Source organism: Luteolibacter ambystomatis (assembly GCF_018137965.1).
Lineage (GTDB): Bacteria > Verrucomicrobiota > Verrucomicrobiia > Verrucomicrobiales > Akkermansiaceae > Luteolibacter > Luteolibacter ambystomatis.
This window is the reverse complement of the sequence record NZ_CP073100.1, coordinates 1,941,968-1,961,160: the sequence shown is the minus strand read 5'-3', so window position 1 is coordinate 1,961,160 and position 19,193 is coordinate 1,941,968. Positions and strand designations below refer to the sequence as shown.

Annotated in this window: 10 protein-coding genes and 1 tRNA gene; 7 read left to right on the top strand and 4 right to left on the bottom strand. The window is 65.0% G+C overall.

Annotated elements, in window-relative coordinates; genetic code table 11:
- Positions 1–430: 430 nt before the first annotated feature.
- A complete protein-coding gene (locus tag KBB96_RS07500) occupies positions 431–1,756 on the bottom strand; it encodes an SGNH/GDSL hydrolase family protein (RefSeq protein WP_211634001.1) in 1,326 nt (441 codons plus the stop codon).
- A 137-nt stretch (positions 1,757–1,893) separates the two neighbouring features.
- Entirely contained in the window at positions 1,894–3,216 is a 1,323-nt protein-coding gene (locus tag KBB96_RS07495) for an SGNH/GDSL hydrolase family protein (RefSeq protein WP_211633999.1), read from the bottom strand.
- A 428-nt stretch (positions 3,217–3,644) separates the two neighbouring features.
- Between KBB96_RS07495 and KBB96_RS07490 the strand changes: the two genes are divergently transcribed.
- From KBB96_RS07490 to KBB96_RS07465, 6 genes are all read left to right on the top strand, one after another.
- Positions 3,645–4,166, top strand: a complete 522-nt coding sequence (locus KBB96_RS07490) for a GbsR/MarR family transcriptional regulator (RefSeq protein WP_211633997.1) — start codon at positions 3,645–3,647, stop codon at positions 4,164–4,166.
- 55 nt (positions 4,167–4,221) lie between these two features.
- Positions 4,222–4,635 carry a hypothetical protein gene (locus KBB96_RS07485; protein WP_211633996.1) on the top strand — a complete coding sequence of 138 codons (414 nt, stop codon included), beginning with the start codon at positions 4,222–4,224 and terminating at the stop codon, positions 4,633–4,635.
- A gap of 37 nt (positions 4,636–4,672) precedes the next feature.
- Positions 4,673–5,113: a hypothetical protein gene (locus KBB96_RS07480; protein WP_211633995.1), complete on the top strand. Its 441-nt coding sequence runs from the start codon at positions 4,673–4,675 to the stop codon at positions 5,111–5,113.
- A gap of 30 nt (positions 5,114–5,143) precedes the next feature.
- Entirely contained in the window at positions 5,144–5,632 is a 489-nt protein-coding gene (locus tag KBB96_RS07475) for a thiol-disulfide oxidoreductase DCC family protein (RefSeq protein WP_211633994.1), read from the top strand.
- On the top strand, positions 5,629–6,627 hold the full coding sequence (locus KBB96_RS07470) for a TIGR01777 family oxidoreductase (protein ID WP_211633993.1): 999 nt from the start codon (positions 5,629–5,631) through the stop codon (positions 6,625–6,627). The genes KBB96_RS07475 and KBB96_RS07470 overlap by 4 nt, the downstream gene beginning before the upstream one ends.
- Positions 6,628–6,720: 93 nt before the next feature.
- A complete protein-coding gene (locus KBB96_RS07465; protein WP_211633992.1) occupies positions 6,721–7,815 on the top strand; it encodes a site-2 protease family protein in 1,095 nt (364 codons plus the stop codon).
- A 19-nt stretch (positions 7,816–7,834) separates the two neighbouring features.
- Here KBB96_RS07465 and KBB96_RS07460 read toward each other — a convergent pair.
- A tRNA-Thr gene (locus KBB96_RS07460) sits at positions 7,835–7,909 on the bottom strand.
- A gap of 291 nt (positions 7,910–8,200) precedes the next feature.
- Positions 8,201–9,229: a COX15/CtaA family protein gene (locus tag KBB96_RS07455; RefSeq protein ID WP_211633991.1), complete on the bottom strand. Its 1,029-nt coding sequence runs from the start codon at positions 9,227–9,229 to the stop codon at positions 8,201–8,203.
- Positions 9,230–9,735: 506 nt separating this feature from the next.
- Here KBB96_RS07455 and KBB96_RS07450 point away from each other — a divergent pair.
- Complete coding sequence (locus KBB96_RS07450; protein WP_211633989.1) at positions 9,736–19,140, top strand: Calx-beta domain-containing protein; 9,405 nt, start codon at positions 9,736–9,738, stop codon at positions 19,138–19,140.
- The last annotated feature ends 53 nt before the right edge of the window (positions 19,141–19,193 follow it).

The window sequence follows — 19,193 nt, the reverse complement described above, 5'->3', positions numbered from 1 at the left end:
CGGGGTGAAGCACATCCCACCCGTCAGGCAGACAGATTCACGAAGGCCCGGATTCCCACCTGTTGGGGACCGGGCCTTTTTGATAGCGGGCCATTGGGATGTCGTCGGATCCCGGAGGGATCACAGATCATAGCCCCGGGTCAACGAGCCTTGGCGAGTGCCACTCGGGGTAGAGATGTCCGATAAAATATCAGCACCCCGGAGGGGGTGCCAGAAGGGCGGCAAGGTTCGTAAAGCGTTTCCGGTGATTCGTTTTCCCCGGTCTTTACGCCCTTCTGCGACCCACTATCGGGGTCGGAATTCAGAGAGAGATCCTGATCCGGAGGTCGCTACGCGACACTCCGGCTATGATCTGCGACCTCTCCGAGGTCGGAAGACGGAACCGCCCCAATGCGAATGATGATCAATGCCACCGGGGCTGTGGAATCACCTACGGCCTCACCTCCGCCTTGAGACGATAGAATCCCTTGCCACTGCTTGCGGGGATGATTGTCCACGTGCCATCACCGGCTACCGTGATGCGGTTTCCGGGTACGGCCGACCATGTCGTGAGGTTCACGGACTCCATCACCGTCAGGCTCGCGTAACGCAGGTTGATCGCGGATGTCGGAAACTTCACCGTCCCATTCATCGGCACGGTGAAGGTCCACGGTGATGTCCGCGTCTGCGGTGAGGTGCCCAGCGCGTACTCCACCAGATTCGGGAGGCCGTCCTTGTCATCATCCGCCGTTGGGACACCGAGTCCCGCATAGCCCGCCCTCCACGTATTGTAAGGCGCATCGGCATTGAACCCGAGATTGGTGAGAATCTCCCGGTTCGGAAACACCGTCAGCGTCTGCGCGGTGGCCGTCTTGCACGCGGCCAGCACTTCATTGAGGATCAGAAACTGCCCCACTGTCGCCGGGTGGAAATTGTCCTGGCTGAACACGCGGCCCGCCGGATTGTTGGAAGCGCCCGCCAGCGTGAATACCGTGCCATTCAGGTTGAAGGGATTCTCGTCATATGCGCGGTCCGTCAGTCGGTCGATGCGCGCCACCGTCGCACCCTTGCCCTGTGCCATCGTGATGATGCTCTGGTTGAACGCGGCCACCTTCGCACGCGTGGTGATTCGCTTCGCCGGATCGCTGTAGGTCGCGGCCTTGCTCGGTGTCGCGCCGATGTCCGCCACGGTGCAGATCACGATGGGGATGGTGGCGTCGCGCGCTCGGACCCAGTCGTGGATCGTCGCGATCCGGTTGACGATGTCGCTCAGCGCGGTGGGCGATTCCGTGTTGTTGAACACGCTGCCGTAGACATCGCTCAGATCGTTCGCGCCGAGGAAGATCACCGCCACGTTCGCGGTCGGCAGCTCGCTGATGATCGCGGCCTTCGTCTTGCCGTCGTAGTTGGTGGTGGACGTGGTGTTGAGGATGCCGATCCAGTCCGAGGTGGTGAAACCCGGGAACGCGAAATTCGCGGACGCGCCTTTGGTACGCCAATCGAAGTAGTTCCCCGCCTTGAACGTGCCGAGGTTCGCCTCCGTCGCACGATAGCTGCGGATCAGCTCCGTCCAGTTGTGGATGTTCGGACCGATGCCCGCGAGCGATGCCTCGTCCGTGTATTCCTCCGTCAGGCTGTCCCCGATGGCGAGGATCTTCACCGCCGCCCGCGTCTGCGCCGGCAGGACCGCCAGCAGGAGCAGGGGAAGAAGCCGCCGCACGATTCGCATGACCGGAACGGTAGCGAAAAACGACGCGCTGTCACGGGCGGAGGGCATGTTCCATCGTTCGGAATGTGGGGGGAAGCTCCAGCTTTCCCTCTTTGGGAAAAAGGATCGATTGGCCTGACCGTCCACCGCCAACTGGAGCTGGCGGATACCATTCGAAAGCAGAACTTTCGACTACATCCAAATCCTCACGGCCGTGGCGATGCCGCCAGCCGGTAGAACGTCTTCGCCGCTCCCGATGGCGCGACCGTCCACGTCCCATCCCCACCGATGGTGATCCGTCCCGCAGGCACCGCGCTCCACGTGCTCAGATTCGTGGACTCCGTCACTGTCAGCGAGGCATAGCGCAGCGCGGTAGCGGACGTGCCGAAACGCAGTGTCGTCGGCGTGGTGAAGGTGAACGGCGTGCCGAACTGCTTCGGCGAAGTCCCCAGCGCATACTCCACCAGGTTCTGCACTCCATCACGATCATCATCCGCATTCTGCGCGCCCAATTCCGGATAAGCCGCAGCCCAGGTATTGTACGGAGCATCCGGATTGAATCCCAGCAGCGTGAGGATGTCCCGGTTCGAGAACTGCGTCACCGCCCGGCCGGTGGCGGTCGTGCAGGCGGTGAGGATCGTGTTGGTGATCAGCGCCTGCGCCACCGTGGCCGCGTGGAAGCTGTCCTTGCAGAACACGCGGTCCGGAGGGTTCTCGGGAGCGCCCGCCAGCGTGAACACCGTGCCATTGAGCTGGAAGGGGACTTCATCGAACACGCGGTCCGTGAGCTTGTCGAGCCGTGCCACCGTCGCGCCTTTCGAGGCCGCGAGGTTCACGATGTTCTGGTTCAGCGTGGCGATCTTCGCCCGCGCCGAAGCCCGCCGCACCGGATCACTGTATGTACCTGCGATCACCGGCGTGGCACCGACGTCCGGAATGGTGGCGATCACGATCGGCGTCGTGGGCCGGCGCTGGCGGATCCAGTCATGGATCGAGCCGAGGCGCGCGGTGATGAGCGTATAGAAGCTCGCGGGCTCGGTGCTATTGAAAATGTCGTTGTAGTCCTGCTTGAGGTCGTTCGAGCCGAGCACGATCACGATCACCTCCGCGGATGGGAGCTGGTTGATCAGCGCGCTACGGGTTGCATAGTAGCCGTAGCCGAGCGCCTCTCCGGAGGGTGGATCGAGCGGATTGTTTGTGGCAAGCAGCACGATCCAGTTCCGGATCGTCATCCCGGGAATGCCGAAGTTCCACTCGTGCCCGGCATTGCGCAGGTCGCTGTAGGAAAAGGCGGTCGGTTCGTAGGGGCCCAGGCTCGCCTCCGTGGGCCGGTAGATCCGCAGCAGCTCCGGCCAGTTCCGCACGTTCGCGTTCGTCTTGTCTGAGTCCGGCGCGCTGAAGGTCAGCTCGTAGGCGTATTCCTCCGTGAGACTGTCGCCCACCGCCAGGATGCGCAGCGGCGCTGCCTCTGTCATGCCGATGACGGTCATGAAACAAGCGGAGAACACGGACATCCATTTCCCGGACATGCAGGAAACCTACCCGCCAGCGACCGGAAATCCACCGCCAGTCTGCGGGAGATTTGCACGCTCTCATCGCGCAGGAAGCACGGTTTCCCTGACACGCTGGGATGACCACGGATTTCACGGATTGAACGGATTTTGGAAAGAGCGCGGTCAGTTCCACATGCCTGTCGAAGCACTCATGGCGTCCGGGAAAGGAAACCACAGATTACACAGATTACGCTGATTGAAGAGAAGGTGATTCAGCGCCCATCCTCATCGCAGCTCCCTATGATTCCTTTTTCTCCAATCTGTGTAATCTGCGAAATCTGTGGTCCCATTCTTCTTTCCCAAATCCGTTCAATCCGTGAAATCCGTGGTCAAAACCTACTGCCACGACCGAAGCGGAACATTTTTCTTGTCTGTCTGAATTTTCAGTAAATAGTGAAAACAAGATGAGCGCCGAGGCCGAAACCCTGAAAGCAGCACGCGAGGAATTCGTGACGCAGTGGGGCGCGCTCGGCACGCAGTGGGGGATCAACCGCACCATGGCGCAGATCCACGCGCTGCTCATGACCTCCACCGATCCGCTGACCACGGATGACGTCATGGAGCAGCTCCACGTCAGCCGTGGCAACGCCCACACCAATCTCAAGGAACTCGTCGCCTGGGGCCTCGTCCGCATCGTGGCGAAGAAGGGTGAACGCAAGGAATACTTCGAGGCAGAAAAGGACGTCTGGCAGATCTTCGCCACCGTCGCCCGCGAGCGGAAGCGCCGCGAGATCGAGCCCGCCATGGCCCTGCTCGGCAAATGCTCGGAAAGCACCGCCAACATGAAATCCGCCGAGGGCAAGGCCTTCCACGACCAGATCCGCCAGCTCGAGGAATTCATCGGCTTCGCCTCCAAGGTCTCCGACAAGGTTTCCCGCATGAAGCACGGCTTCGCCATCCAACTCGCCGCCAAACTGCTGGGCTGACCCCGCCTTTTTATTTCGCCCTTATTTTCATTAATTACTGAAAAAACAGAATAAAATGAACCCGACCGTCACCACCTACGCCACCTATCTCATCCTCGCGCTGCCGCTCACCATATGGGTCGCACGCACGCTTTTCAAAAACGGCCGTGTGTTCCTCGTGGAGTGCTTCCACGGCAACGAGAATCTCGCGGACAGCGTGAACCGCCTGTTGGTCGTGGGCTTCTACCTCATCAACCTCGGCTTCGTCTCGCTCTACCTGCGCATCACCGGGGACGTGAACGACACCCGCGGCATCTTCGAAACCGTCAGCTCGAAGATCGGCATCGTGATGCTCGCTCTGGGCGGCATGCACTTCTTCAACCTGCTCGTCTTCACGCGCATGCGCCGCCGCGCCGCCTGGGACCAAGCCCCGCCTCCGGTACCGCCGGTTGGTATGATCCCGCAGCCGCCGGTGATGCCGCAACGCTGAACCTCCACCTTGTTTCAAACGCCAAGCTCCTCCTGCCATGAAATTGAACCGCGACGACATCATCACAAAGCTGCGCGAGGAGCGCAGTGGAGTGAGCGTCCGTCATTCCCTCTATGGGATGGTGATGGCGTGGCTGGTGGGGCTGGTCCTCCTGGTCGCCTGTGCATTGGGAGAATCTCCTGAGCTCTGGCTGATCTGGGCGGTGGCAACGGCGATCGTCTGTTTCCCGGCGTGGCTGGTGATCGCTCTGCCCATCTACTGGGCATGGCCGAGGCATGGTTGGACCGCGTATGGGGTGGGTCTCACCGGATTCGTATTCGGAATGCTGCCTGTGGCAGCATACGAGATCGTCTATTTGGGAAGATTCGGTCCGAGCCTGATTGCCGGAGCATACGGGGCTGTCGCTGCCGTCGCGGCGCGATGGCGGGAGGAGTGCCATCTGCGGCATCTGGCCACCCGAGCCATGGCACTGAATTGAATCGAACGAATCCGATCACACTTCCCACCCATGAAATCGCTCACGATCTTCTTCGATGCCCGTTGCGGGCTGTGCAACCGGTTCCGCCGGTGGCTCATGACCCGGCCCGCGCGGGTGTCGATCCGCTTCATCCCCTATGACTCGGAGGAGGCGCTGCGCCTGTTTCCCCGCATCCGCGAGGTGCGGGCGGATCAGGACGTGGTGGTCCTCGCCGATGACGGCCGCTGGTGGCAGGGCACCGGGGCCTGGCTGACCTGCCTGTGGGCCACCCGCGACTACAGCGCGTGGTCCTACCGCCTCGCCGCTCCCGCGCTGCAACCGTGGGTGATCAAGGTGATCAACCTGATTTCCGAAAACCGCCTGCGCCTCTCCACCTTGCTCCGGCTCCGCGGCGATGACGAATTGGCCGGCTATCTCCGCCAGACGCCCGATCCCGTGTGCACGGATGGCGGATGCGGCTTGCCCCCCGCGCTGCCACGCGTTTCCCTTCCCGAACCTCTCACTCCCGCCCAGCGATGAAACCTACTGTCGTGATCTTCGGTGCCAATGGCTTCCTTGGCCGTTACCTGGCACGCCATTATTCCCGGCAGGGCTACGAGGTCGCATCGATCGCCCGCCACAAGCGCGGCTGGAGCGGCGATGGCGTGTTCCTGGAATGGGACGGCCGCACGCTTGGCCCGTGGGCGCTGGCGCTGGAAGGCGCGGAGCTCGTGATCAATCTCGCCGGGCGCAGCGTGAACTGCCGCTACGATGAGAAGAACCGCCGCGAGATTCTCGATTCGCGCATCGCCTCCACCCGCGTGATCGGCCAGGCCATCCGCGGCTGCCGCGTGCCGCCGAAGGTGTGGATGAACTCGTCCACCGCCACCTACTACCGCCATGCGGAGGATGCTCCGCAGGACGAATGGCGCGGCGAACCCGGCGAGGGCTTCTCGGTCGATGTCGCGCGGCGCTGGGAGCTGGCGTTCTTCGATGAAATGGTGCCCGGTGAAACGCGGAAGATCGCGCTGCGCACCGGCATGGTGCTGGCGAATGAACCGGAGACCGTGTTCGAGGTCCTGCGTGGACTCGTCCGCGCCGGACTCGGCGGCACGATGGGGAAGGGGACGCAGCGCGTCTCGTGGATCCACATCGGCGACTTCCTGCGCGCGGTCGATTTCCTGCGGCACGAACCGTTCATGGATGGCGCGGTCAATCTCACCGCGCCGGAGTTCCCGACCAATGCGGAACTCATGCGCCATTTCCGCGAAGCGGCCGGCATGCCCATCGGCCTGCCTGCGGCGCGGTGGATGCTGGAGATCGGCGCGAAGGTGCTGCGCACGGAAACCGAGCTGATCCTGAAAAGCCGCTGGGCCGATCCGCGCCGCCTTCGCGAGGCGGGCTTCCGCTGGCAGCATGGCCACATCGCCGAAGCCATCGCCGACCTCCGCGCGCACGAGGGCATGGAGGAATTCTTCCGCCCCGTCGGCTCGCGCTCGATGGGATCACGCGCCTGGCTGCCGGGGCGCGTGTGATCTCTTCCCGTAGCCGAAGTCTCACGACTCCGGCTACGAAGAGTCCCCTCAAAACCCGCGTTTCCTTCCCGTGGCTCTGTGTTAGAATGAAGCGTGAAATGGTCGATTCCCATCGCCACCATCGCCGGAACGGTGGTGAAGATCCATGTGACTTTCCTGCTGCTGCTGGCGGCGGTGGGCATGATGTACTTCGCCAAGGGCGGGGCGGTCGTGGCGGCGGGCGCGCTGGCCTTCACCGGCGCGTTGTTCCTGTGCGTGCTGCTGCATGAGTTCGGCCACATCTTCGCCGCGCGCGCCTTCGGCATCCGCACCCCGGATGTCACGCTGCTGCCCATCGGCGGGCTGGCGCGGCTGGAGCGCATCCCGGAGAAGCCGGTGCAGGAGCTCATCGTCGCACTCGCCGGACCGATGGTGAATGTGGTGATCGCGGGCGTGCTCATGGCCATGCTCGGCCTGCCCGCCGCGGACACGCCGCGCGGCCTGGATTTCTCCTCACCGGTCGGCCTCGGCCAGCGGTTGATGGAGATCAACATCGCGCTGGTGATCTTCAACATGATTCCCGCGTTCCCCATGGATGGCGGGCGCGTGCTGCGCGCGCTGCTGGCGATGTTCCTGCCCTATGCGCGGGCCACCGCCATCGCCTCCATGATCGGCCAGGCCATCGCCGGAGCGGGCGTGGTCATGGCGCTGATGTGGCTGCACCCGATGTTCTTCCTGATCGCGCTGTTCATTTTCTTCGCCGCCCGCGGGGAGAACGAAGCGGTGCAGACCAATGAGGCGCTGCGCCATCTCACGCTGGCGGATGCGATGATCACCGACTTCCACACGCTGCCGGAAAGCGGCCTGCTCAAGGACGCGGCGGACGCCCTCATCGCCGGATCTCAGCACGATTTCCCGATCCTCGCCGCGGATGGATCATTGGCAGGCATCCTCACGCGCGGACGCTTGATCGAGGGGCTCACTCATTACGGTCCGGAGCATCCGCTGGTGGGGCTGATCTTCCGCGACATCCCGGCGGTCTTTCCCGCCACGCCGCTGAAGCAGGCCTTCGAGGTCCTGCGCGCCCTGCCGTCCGAGGTGCTGCCGGTGCGGGATACCCGCGAGCAGGGCGTGATCGGCCTGCTCAGCGCGGAAAACATCGGCGAGCTGCTGCTGCTGCGGAACGCCATCGCGGAGTGGAAAAAGTAGCGCGAGGCTCCTCGGAAACTGGAGCCGGTTATCGGATTTGAACCGATGACCTGATGATTACAAATCAACTGCTCTACCACTGAGCTAAACCGGCATGCCTCCTTGCGGTGACGCGGGGGAGTATTCCCATCAGGCGGCGCGGGGGAAGAGAAATCTGGCACTCTTTCCAGCGTAGCCGGAGTCGTAAGACTTCGGGCGGGGAAGACTCGCCAAAAGCTGTGCGGGTCCAGTTGGCCGTGGAGTGGCCAGAAAAGAAGAAGAACGCTCCTCTGGTTCTTTTCCTCTCTTCACTGATCACCGGCCACCAACCACTGGCCGCTCAAAGGCCCACCGATCCTGCACGCGCCTTCGCGAATCCACCCAACCCGAAGTCTCACGACTCCGGCTACACCAGCGGACGTTCCCCCCACCAGCCCTCGCGGTGCGTCCCCACCTCCCACGCCCCGAACAGCCACAGCCAGTTGAACACCAGCAGCACCGCGGCGAGCACCACGTGCAGGACCTGCACGCCCGCGTAGAGGTGGACCTGGGACATGACCACCCCCAGCACCATCTGCGCGAGCACGATGCCGAGCACCGCCTTCCCCACGCGTCCGGGGTTCCCGTGCCGGGCCGCGATGAGATAGAGCCACAGGGTGACCACCAGCACCACCCACGAGAAACTACGATGAATCAAGTAGATCCACTGGCGCTCCAGCTCGCCGATCCATTGTTCCTTCGGCGCGGCGTGGTGGGCCTTCGCCATTTCATCGGTGATCTCGCGGATCTGCGCGCCCAGGATGCCCTCCGCGATGACGACGCCCAGCAGCAGGACGAGGCCCCATTTCAGCTTCCCGGCGGCAGCCTGTGCGATGTCCGCGCGCCACGGGCGGTCCGTGCCGCGCCACGCGCACCAGGCGAGCAGGCCGAACATGGCCATGGCCAGCGCGAGGTGGGTGGTGATGATGCCGGGCTTCAGGCCGCTATAGACGATGCGCGCGCCCATCCACGCGTTCACGCCGATGAGGAGCAGGCTCAGGAACGCCGCCCAGAAGACGGAGGGGCGCTGCCGCCGCTGCCAGAAGGACAGGATGAACGTGGCCAGCGTGAAGACGGACAGGGGCGTGGTGCAGAGGCGGTTGAGATACTCCGTCCAGGCGAGGCGCGGGTTGAATTCCGCCCGCAGGGTTTCCGAGGTGATGGTGTCCGGATCGCGGCCTTCGCGGGCGGCCTTGTCCTTGAATTTCTGGATCTTGAGCTTGGAGAAATCCACGTCCTCCACCTTCGTCGGCGGCACCAGGCAGCCCCAGCACGTCGGCCAATCCGGGCAGCCCATGCCCGCGCCGCTCACGCGCACCACCGCCCCGGCGACGATCAGGAGCAGCAGGGAACACAGCGCCGCGACGGCCACCTTTTGAAATCGCGCCAGAGGCATGCGCGGAGAGTTGGGAAGACCCCGGCGGGAGGCAAGGAGAAGGTGGCCGGGCGGGCCGTGTCCCGAAGGTCCGCGACTCCGGTCTGGGAGGACGCCCCTTGCGTTCCCCGTTGGCGCGCCGGGGGGAGGGATTTTACGCAGGAAATGGCAGGCGATTCCCCGATATTCCCGCATTTTTTCCCTATTTGGACCTGTCCGCAGGAAATTGCTTTCTAACCCCTCCGCGCACGGCTAATGCGCCGATAGTTCTACGGTTGAAAACCGTCGGATCGTTCATTCGTTCGCATCAGAAACCCAGAAAACCCAAAACTTCCGCCGGAGGCATCCGGCGCTTTTTCCGGCACCCAGGCATCCGTCCCTGATCCGCATTTTTGTCCGATTCCCGTTTCGAGCCGACAGGGCTCTTCACGCCGGAAGGCCGTCTTCGCGACGCGATGGTCTCATTTCCGGCCATGTGACTTTGTTGTTCCCGTTCTTTGCATCTCTTCAGGCATCCCAAAAAACCCATGTCCCGTCGTTCCCGGCTTGTTGCAGCATTGGCCGCTTGTGGCGCGTTCGCGCTCGGCACCTACATTTACCAGAAATCATCCAGCCCGTTCCGTCCCGGTGGAGCGCTCCGCCATGAGGCGGCGGCCCGCGCGGAGGTGGCGAAGGAGCCGCGTCCGGTGGAGGGCGGTCCGGTGGACTTCGGGAAGCTGGAGGCCTTCAAGGACTGGTCGCGCGGCTACATGGCGGCATCCGCGGAGGAGCGGAAGGCGGCGGCGGACGAGGGTGTGGCGCTGGCGAAGGCGCGCCGCCCGGAATTCCTGAAGCTCATCAAGACCGATCCGGCGCGCGCGCTGGCGGAGGCGGTGCCGATGGTGGTGCGGCAGGATCTGCCTGCGAAGGTGACGGCTCATCTGGAGGAGCGCGTGCGCGGCGTGGGGGCGCTGCGGACGTATGCGAATACCACGCTGCCGGGCAGTGTGCCGGTGGCCGCGGTGCATTATCTGGAGCTGAACGATGGCGTGACCTACCAGGCTTACACGTCCGGGCGTGAGCAGTATCTGATGGATTACAAGGCGAACCGCTCGGTGAACGGCGTGGCGGTCCGGCCGAAGGGCGGCATGGCGCAGCTCGCGCTCGATCCCCGCCCGGTGCGGCCGCTGGAGGTGGGCGAGCGCCCGGACCCGGCGCTGCCAAAGGTGGAGATCTGCCCGGTTTCCGGAAACTCCACGGCGCTGCCGCCGGAGCAGGCCGCTGCGGCGGTGAAGGCGGACGAGCCGGTGGTGGAGGCGCAGGGCCAGGTGTTCTACCTGTGCAATGGCAGCCACACCACGGTCTTCGAAAACCAGCTGGTGGCCGGTGAGGGCGCGGGTGGCGGCGGAGTGGGCTTCAACGGGCCGCTGCCCTACGTTTCCACGAAGGCGCTCGGCGTGATGAAGGTGCTCTACATCCCGGTGACCTTCCCGGACGAGAACGTGGCGCCGACCACGGAGGCGAACGCCTACAACACGATGAAGGACATCGCCGACTACTACAACAAGTCGTCCTTCGGAAAGCTCACCATCGCCACCACGGTCACGCCCTGCCTGATGATGCCGCACAATGGCAAGTGGTATCAGGCGAACGATGCGGACAACGGCGGCAACATCGACTGCCTCGGCCTGACCCACACGGACGCGCGCGCGGCGGCGAAGGCGGCTGGCTTTGATCCGGCGAACTACGACTGCATCGTGGTGCTGCAATCCTACGCCTACGGCGTGTCCCGCGGCGCGGGCGGCTGGGGCACGGTGGGCGGAAACAGCGTGTGGATCTACAGCTCCACCTGGCGCGAGGTGGTGGCGCACGAGATGGGCCACACCTTCGGCCTGGCGCACGCGAACTTCTGGGACAGCAACGGCGTCAATGGCATCGGCTACGGTTCGAACCAGGAATACGGCGATGACTTCGACATCATGGGCGGCGGCAGCATCACCACCGGCCAGTACAACATCGCCTCCAAGGAGCAGATCAAGTGGTTCACGGCGGACAACCTCACCAGCGTGGCCTCCAGCGGCACCTACCGCATCGCGGCGCACGACTCGAACATCCTCGATCCGGCGCTGAGCTACGGCCTGAAGATCGTGAAGGACCCGCTGCGCACCTACTACGCGGAGGTGCGCCAGCTTTCCGATGCGGACGCGAACCAGCCGTGGCAGTCCAATGGCATCCGCCTGGAATGGAAGTATCCGTCCGGCGGCGGCAGCAACAACCAGCTCATCGACACCACGCCGGGCTCGATCAACGGCAAGGCGGACGGCAACATCATCGTGGGCCGCACGTTCTCGGACGCCGCCTCCGGCATCCACCTCACGCCCGTGGCGGTGAACAAGGCGACCAGCCCGAAGACGGTGGACGTGGTGGTGAACCTCGGCCAGTTCCCCGGGAACCAGCCGCCCACGCTCGCGCTGAACGCCTCCGCGACGAACGTGCCCACGGGCGCGACGGTGACCTTCAATGCGGTGGCGAACGATCCGGATGGCGACGCGCTGTCCTACTACTGGACTTATGGTAATGGCGACAAGACGGCGCTGCCGAACGCGGCGTCCATCAACCGCACCTTCAGCTCCGCGGGCCAGTACCAGGTGACCTGCACGGTGTCCGACATGAAGGGGAAGACCGCGGTGCGCAGCATCGTGGTCAACGTCGGCACGAACACCACCTACAGCATCGGCGGGCGGGTGACGAACGGCGTCCAGCCGCTGGCGAACATCCCGGTTTCCACCACGAACAAGGAGACGGTCACGGACTCGGACGGCTATTACACGCTGGTGGGCCTCGCGGCGGGCACCTACTCGGTGACGCCGCGGCTGGATGGCTACAGCTTCACCGGCAGCCAGGGCTCCTCGATCACAGTGGGGCCGAACACGGACACCGCGAACTTCGATGCCGCCGCCGGAGCGGTGGTGACGATCACGGCCACGGTGCCGACCTGCACCGAGGATCTGGCCGGATCGACCGGAAAATTCACGCTGACCCGCACGGGTCCGACGACCAACGCGCTGGCGATCACCATGCAAAGCGTGGCGGGCACGGCGACCAACAACACGGACTACACGCTGTCCCCGGCGATCTCCTCGAACACGCTGACCATTCCCGCGGGCGCGGCCTCGCTGGACGTGACGGTCACACCGAAGACGGACGCCAGCACGGAAGGCCCGGAGACGGTGCGGCTGCTGCTGGCGCAGAGTTCGTCCTATGTGATCGGTGGTTCGCAGGAGGCGACCGTGACGATCATCGACAACGATCCCAATACGAACGGGGTGAAGGTGGGCATCGTGGCCGCGGTGCCGGTCACGGTGGAAAACTCCGCCACTCCGGCGCTGCTGCGCGTGAGCCGCAACGGCCCCACCACCGCCGCGCTGACGGTGAACTACACCGTGGGCGGCACGGCCACCGCGGGCGGGGACTACACCGCGCTGCCCGGTTCCGTGACCATTCCTGCCGGAGCATCCTCCGCGGACATCCCGGTGACATCGATCAACGACAGCGCCTCCGAGACGAACGAGACGGTGGTGGTCACACTGTCCACGAATGCCGCCTACCTCATCGAGGCCTCACCATTGAACGCGGCCACGGCCACGATCGTGGATGACGACCTGCAGATCCTCACGGTCACGACGTCCGATGCCATCGCCACGGAGGGCGCGAGCCCGGCGGACAATGGCACCTTCCTCGTCACCCGCACCGGGGACACCTCGCAGGATCTCACGCTCTACTACAGCCTCGCGGGCTCGGCGTTGCAGGGAGTCGATTACGTGATCCTGCCCGGATCGGTGACGATCCCGGCGGGGCAGACCAGCGCGGCGGTGACGATCGCGCCGATCGACGATGGCATCCTGGAGGATGACCAGACGGTGACGATCCTGCTCGGCTCGCTGGGATCGAACTACAAGCTGGGCAGTAATTCGACGAGCACGCTCACGATCAAGAGCAACCCGGCGAACAAGCCGTTCGTCTCGGTGGCCGCGGCGGAGGATTCGTTCGGCGAGTCCGGCACGGCGGGCATCTTCCGGTTCGCCGTCAGTGGAGTGGTGACCTCGTCGTTCACGGTGAACTACACCGTCGGCGGCAGCGCCACGCCGGGCGGCGACTACAACGCGCTCAGCGGAACGGTGACGATCCCGGCGGGCAGCGGCAACCGCACGGTGGATGTGACGGTCACGCCCATCAACGATGTGGCGGTGGAGGACCTGGAGGATGTCACGCTCACGATCACTCCGTCCGCGTCCTACGTCACCTGGCCTGCCAGCGATCATGCCACGATGTGGCTCTACGATGACGAGCAGCCGACGGTGTTCGTGGATGCGTCCAACACCAGCCCGGCGGAGCCTGCCACCAACAGCAAGTTCACGCTGCTGCGCACCGGTTCCACCACGGCCGATCTGGTGGTGAACTACACGATGAGCGGCACGGCCACCAATGGCAGCGACTACACCGCGCTCAGCGGCACCGCCACCATTCCCGCGGGCAAGTCCTTCGTGGACATCACGGTGACGCCCGTGAACGACACGGCTGGGGAGGGGACGGAAACGATCATCCTGACGCTGGCTCCGGGCGCGTATTCCCGCTCGCCGCTGCCGGCCACCCTGTATCTGGGGGACAACGACACCTCCGCGGTGACGGTGGGCTTCAACAGCGCCGCGAGCACCACCGCCGAGGGCGCGGGCACCGTGAATATCCCGGTGAGCCTCTCCGCCGCCTCCGTGAATCCGGTGACGGTGAACTACGTGGTGGGTAGTGGTTCGACCTCCTCGAACAACAGCAACACCACCGGCCTGAACGCGCCGTACTGGGTGCGGATGACGCGCACCGGCAACTCGCTGGCGGCGTATCGTTCCTCCGATGGCGTGACATGGACGCAGCAGGGGACCACGCAGACGATCGGCATGGGCAACACGGCCTTCGTGGGGCTGTGCCTCGGCTCGAACAACAGCGCGGCCTCGCAGGCGACGGCGACGTTCGACAACGTCACGGTCACTCCTGCGGGCGGCACCTTCACCGGCACGGACGTGGGCTACACGCCGAAGCCGGGAAGCTGGACGAACGTCTCCGGCACCTACACGCTCAAGTCGCAGACGAATGACATCTACGACAGCGTGGATTCGTTTTACTTCGTTTCCACGCCGGTCACGGGCGATTGCACGGTGACCGCGCGTGTGACCGCGATCAGCGGTGGCGTGGCGTGGACGAAGGCCGGGGTGATGATCCGCGAGAGTCTCTTCGACGATGCCCGCCACGGCATGAGCTCGCTGACACCCGGCAACGGTGTGGCGTTCCAGTGGCGTGCCGGCTCGGTGACGAATGCCGAGGGCAGCGGCGTGGACTTCACGCTGGCCTCGGGCACGCTGACCTTCCCGGCGGGCACGACCACGCTGAACATCCCGGTGCAGATCACCGATGACCAGATCGTGGAGAACACCGAGAACGTGGTGGTTTCGCTGGTGAATGCGGGCGGGGCCGGCCTCGGCACGATCACCCAGCACATCCTCGCGATCTCGGACAACGATGTGCCGCCCGCGCAGCCGACCGTCGGCTTTGCGGCGGCCGCTTCCTCCGGTCCGGAATCGAACACCACGGTGAACCTGCCGGTGGCGCTGAGCTTCAAGCCGGCTGCGGCGGTGACGGTCGACTACGCGGTGACCGGCGGCACGGCGGTATCCGGCACGGATTACACGCTGGCGAATGGCACGCTCACCTTCAACGCGGGCGAGACGGTGAAGCTGATCCCGGTGACGGTGGTGGATGACGCGGTGATCGAGCCGGACCGCACGATCATCGTGGGGCTTTCCAATCCGGTCGGCGCGGATCTGGGCGCGAATGTCTCGCACACCTACACCATCGCCAATGACGACACGCCGGTGGTGACGATCACGGCTACGGATGCGACCGCGGCCGAGAGCCCTTCGGCCACGGACACGGGCACCTTCACGGTGAGTCGCACCGGGCCGACGACGAACGCGTTGACGGTGAACTTCACGGTTTCCGGCACGGCGACCTCCGGCACGGACTACACCGCGATCGGCACCTCGGTCACGATCCCGGCGGGTGCCTCCAGCGCGCCGGTGACGATCACGCCGGTGGACAATGCCACGGCGGAGACTTCCGAGACGGTGATCGTGACGCTGGCCGCGAGCGCCGGGGTTTACACGGTGGGTTCGCCCGCCGCCGCCACCGTGACCATCACGGACGATGACATGCCGGTGGTGAGCATCGTGGCCACGGACAACATCGCGACGGAAACGGGCGCGACCACGGGCACCTTCACGGTGAGCCGCACCGGGCCGACGACGAACGCGCTGACGGTGAACTTCACGGTTTCCGGCAGTGCGACGAGCGGCAGCGACTACACCTCCATCGGCACTTCGGTGAGCATCCCGTCGGGTTCCGCGAGCAAGACCATCACGCTGACACCGATCAACGACAGCGCCAGCGAGGGCGACGAGTACGTGCTGGTGGCACTTTCCACCAATGCAAACTACACACTAGGAGCGCCGTACTTCGACTCGATCACCATCGAGGACGACGACTTCGCGCCGTATGTGCAGATCACCAGCCCGCTGTATCCGAACATCGTGTTGCCCGCGGGGGCGGGGTTGTTGCTGGAAGCCGCCGCCACGGATGACGGCCTGCCCGCGCCGATGACCTACAGTTGGACGAAGGTGAGCGGTCCGGGCACGGTGGCCTTCGGCACGCCCGCGGCGTTGAACACGACGGCGACCTTCTCCGCGAACGGCACGTATGTGGTGCGTTTCTCCGCCTACGATGGCAACCAGACCTCCACCGCCGACCAGATCGTGAACGTGGGCGGGACCGACACGCTTTACGCGAAGGACATCGGTAGCAGCGTCAGCGCGGGCAGCTATTCGCTGAACGAGGGCACCGGCGTACACACGCTGGCCTGCCGCAGCGGCGACCTGTGGAACAACGCGGATTCGTTCCGCTATGCCTTCGAGCGGGCGCACGGCGATGTGACGGTGACGGCGCGGGTGATCTCGGTGACGAACACTTCGTCCTGGGCGAAGCCGGGCGTGATGATCCGCGAATCGCTGGCGGCGGGATCGAAGCATGCCTTCATGAGCGTGACTCCCGGCAATGGCACGGCGATGCAGTGGCGCGACTCCACCGACGGTGGCAGTGACAACAGCAACACCGCCGGAGCGACCGCGCCGTACTGGGTGCGGATCTCGCGTGCGGGCAACACGCTGACCGGCTCGTATTCCGCGGATGGCGTGACGTGGACGCAGCAATCCACGGCGACGATCATGATGGGCACGGATGTCTATGTGGGCCTGAGCTTGTGCGCGAACAACACCGGCTCCACCTGCACGGCGACCTTCGACAACTTCACGGTGGCGCCGCTGGTGAACAAGGGCGCTCTGGTGAATGCCGGAGTGGATCAGACGGTGGCCACTTCTTCCGTGAGCCTGTCCGGCAGCGTGACCGATGACGGCCAGCCGCTGGCGGCGCCCGTGCTCCAGTGGTCGCAGATTTCCGGCACCGGCACGACCACCTTCGGCAATGCGGCTGCGGCGGCCACCACGGCCTCGTTCTCCTCGTCCGGCACCTACGTTCTCCGTCTCACGGCCAACGACGGCTGGGTGAAGACCTTCGATGACGTGACGGTGAACACGGCGATCACGACGGTGGCGCTGGCGACTCCGGATGCGAATGCCGCGGAGGTGGGGCTCGATCCCGGCAGCTTCACGGTGACGCGCAGCGGTGGTTCCACGGCCGCCGCGTTGAACGTGCTCTACACGCTTTCCGGCACGGCCACGAACGGCACGGACTACCAGGCGCTTTCCGGCACGGTGACGATTCCGGCGGGGCAGACCAGTGCGACGATCACGGTGACTCCGATCGATGACTTCCTCCAGGAGACCGGCGGTGAAACGGTGATCCTCACGGTGACGGCGGACCCGAGCTACGGCATCAATGGTGCTGGCACCGGCACGGTGACGATCGCGGACAACGATGTGACTCCGGTGGTGGCGATCACCTCGCCGACGGTGGGCAGCACCAGCATCCCCACCGGCGTGGGCCTGCTGTTGGAAGCCACCGCCACGGATGACGGCCAGCCTTCCGCGCTGGTGACGACGTGGAGCATGGTGAGTGGTCCGGGCACCGTGACCTTCGGCGACACGCACGCGCTGAACACGACGGCGCTGTTTTCCGCGAATGGCACCTACGTGCTGCGCCTGTCCGCGTATGACGGCGGCGTGACCACCACCGCGGACGTGACGGTGAACGTGGGCGTGACCCCGGGCGGGACTCTCGCGGGATATACCTACGGCAGCGGAGGGGCGGGCAGCTACACCACGATCAGCAGCTCCAGCTACAGCCTGAGCGGGGCTTCATCGGGCATCGACAGCGGCGGCACGTCCGACGGTTTCTTCATGCTCGGATCGACCTTCAGCGGAGACTTCGACCTGAAGACGCGGGTGGCCAGCGGAACGAATATATCGAACTCGACCACCGAGCGGGCGGGTCTGGTGGTGCGCCTGGGCACGGGCGGAGCGGCCAACGGGGTGAGCGCGTTCGTGGGGATGGATACGACTCCGACCGAATGGGGCTACTGGATCACCCGTACCACGGCGGGCGGTGCGAACGTCCGCGACCAGTACACGGAAGCGGCGATGGGATTGCCGACATGGTGCCGTCTGGTGCGGGTGGGAACCACGATCACCGGCTATCATTCCGATGACGGCACGACGTGGACCTCCCGCGGCACGATCACGATGGCCGGAGACGTGCGGGCGGGGCTTTGCTGGAGCTCGGACAGCGCGAACAGCGGCACGGCGACCTTCGACAACGTGAGCGGGTTCGGCTACTCCGGGAACGTGGGGCCTGCGGTGAATGCGGGCGTGGATCAGCCGGTGCTGCTGCCCGCAAACGCGACGCTGGCAGGAACGGCGAGCGACGATGGCAAGCCGGTCTCGCCCGGCGCGCTGACCACGACGTGGACGAAGGTTTCCGGGCCGGGCACGGTGACCTTTGGAAACGCCTCCACACCGGCGACGAGCGCGAGCTTCAGCCAGGGCGGGACGTATGTGCTGCGTTTGATCGGCGACGATGGCGAGGTGAAGACCTTCGATGACATGACGGTCACGGCGACCTCGCCGCTGCCGGTGGTTTCCATGACGACACCGCTGCCCAGCGCCAGCGAGTCCGGTCCGGTGGCCGGGAAGTTCACGATCTCGCGCAGTGGTTCGACGCTGGCCGCGCTGACGGTGAACGTGGCGATGTCCGGCACCGCCACCAATGGCACCGACTACACCAGCGTGGCCTCTACCGTGACGATTCCCGCGGGCAGCGCCTCGGCCGATGTGACCATCACTCCTACGGTGGATGCCGTAGCGGAAGGGGACGAGACGGCGGTGCTGACGCTCACCGCGGACGCGGCCTACACGCTGGGCGCGACGGTGAACGGCACTGTGACCATCGCGGACCTGCCGGTGGATGCGTGGAAGAAAACGAAGTTCGGAGCTTCCGCCAATGATCCGGCGGTGGCGGGTGATCTCGCGGACCCGGATCATGACGGCGTCTCCAACCTGCTGGAGTATGCGCTGGGCACCGATCCGCTGGACGGCAAGACCCCGATGCCGAAGCTCAAGCCGGGCGTTTCCCCCGCGCTGTTCCATCTCGACATGCCTGATCCAGCCGCGTCCGATGTGACCTATACGGTCGAGGGCATCAACCTGCTCGGGGGCACGTGGACGACGCTGGCGGCGAAGTCCGGCACCGGTCCGTGGAGCTGGCTGGCTGGCGGGACATCGAAGTTGACCGTCGGCACGCCTGCGGGCGGACGGGTGGGTGTGGATGTCGGTTGTCCGGACTCCATGGCGGCCTCGCCGAAGTACTTCTTCCGCCTGAAGGCGCAGCGGAACTGACGGGTGAAGGAATCCAGGCGTGGGCGGGGTTTCGGCAAATCGATGCTGGCGGA

Bases quoted from the DNA above. Each gene is read 5' to 3' on its own strand.
- KBB96_RS07500 (WP_211634001.1), bottom strand. From the start codon at position 1,756: ATGCCCTCCGCCCGTGACAGCGCGTCGTTTTTCGCTACCGTTCCGGTC.
- KBB96_RS07495 (WP_211633999.1), bottom strand. From the start codon at position 3,216: ATGTCCGGGAAATGGATGTCCGTGTTCTCCGCTTGTTTCATGACCGTC.
- KBB96_RS07490 (WP_211633997.1), top strand. From the start codon at position 3,645: ATGAGCGCCGAGGCCGAAACCCTGAAAGCAGCACGCGAGGAATTCGTG.
- KBB96_RS07485 (WP_211633996.1), top strand. From the start codon at position 4,222: ATGAACCCGACCGTCACCACCTACGCCACCTATCTCATCCTCGCGCTG.
- KBB96_RS07480 (WP_211633995.1), top strand. From the start codon at position 4,673: ATGAAATTGAACCGCGACGACATCATCACAAAGCTGCGCGAGGAGCGC.
- KBB96_RS07475 (WP_211633994.1), top strand. From the start codon at position 5,144: ATGAAATCGCTCACGATCTTCTTCGATGCCCGTTGCGGGCTGTGCAAC.
- KBB96_RS07470 (WP_211633993.1), top strand. From the start codon at position 5,629: ATGAAACCTACTGTCGTGATCTTCGGTGCCAATGGCTTCCTTGGCCGT.
- KBB96_RS07455 (WP_211633991.1), bottom strand. From the start codon at position 9,229: ATGCCTCTGGCGCGATTTCAAAAGGTGGCCGTCGCGGCGCTGTGTTCC.
- KBB96_RS07450 (WP_211633989.1), top strand. From the start codon at position 9,736: ATGTCCCGTCGTTCCCGGCTTGTTGCAGCATTGGCCGCTTGTGGCGCG.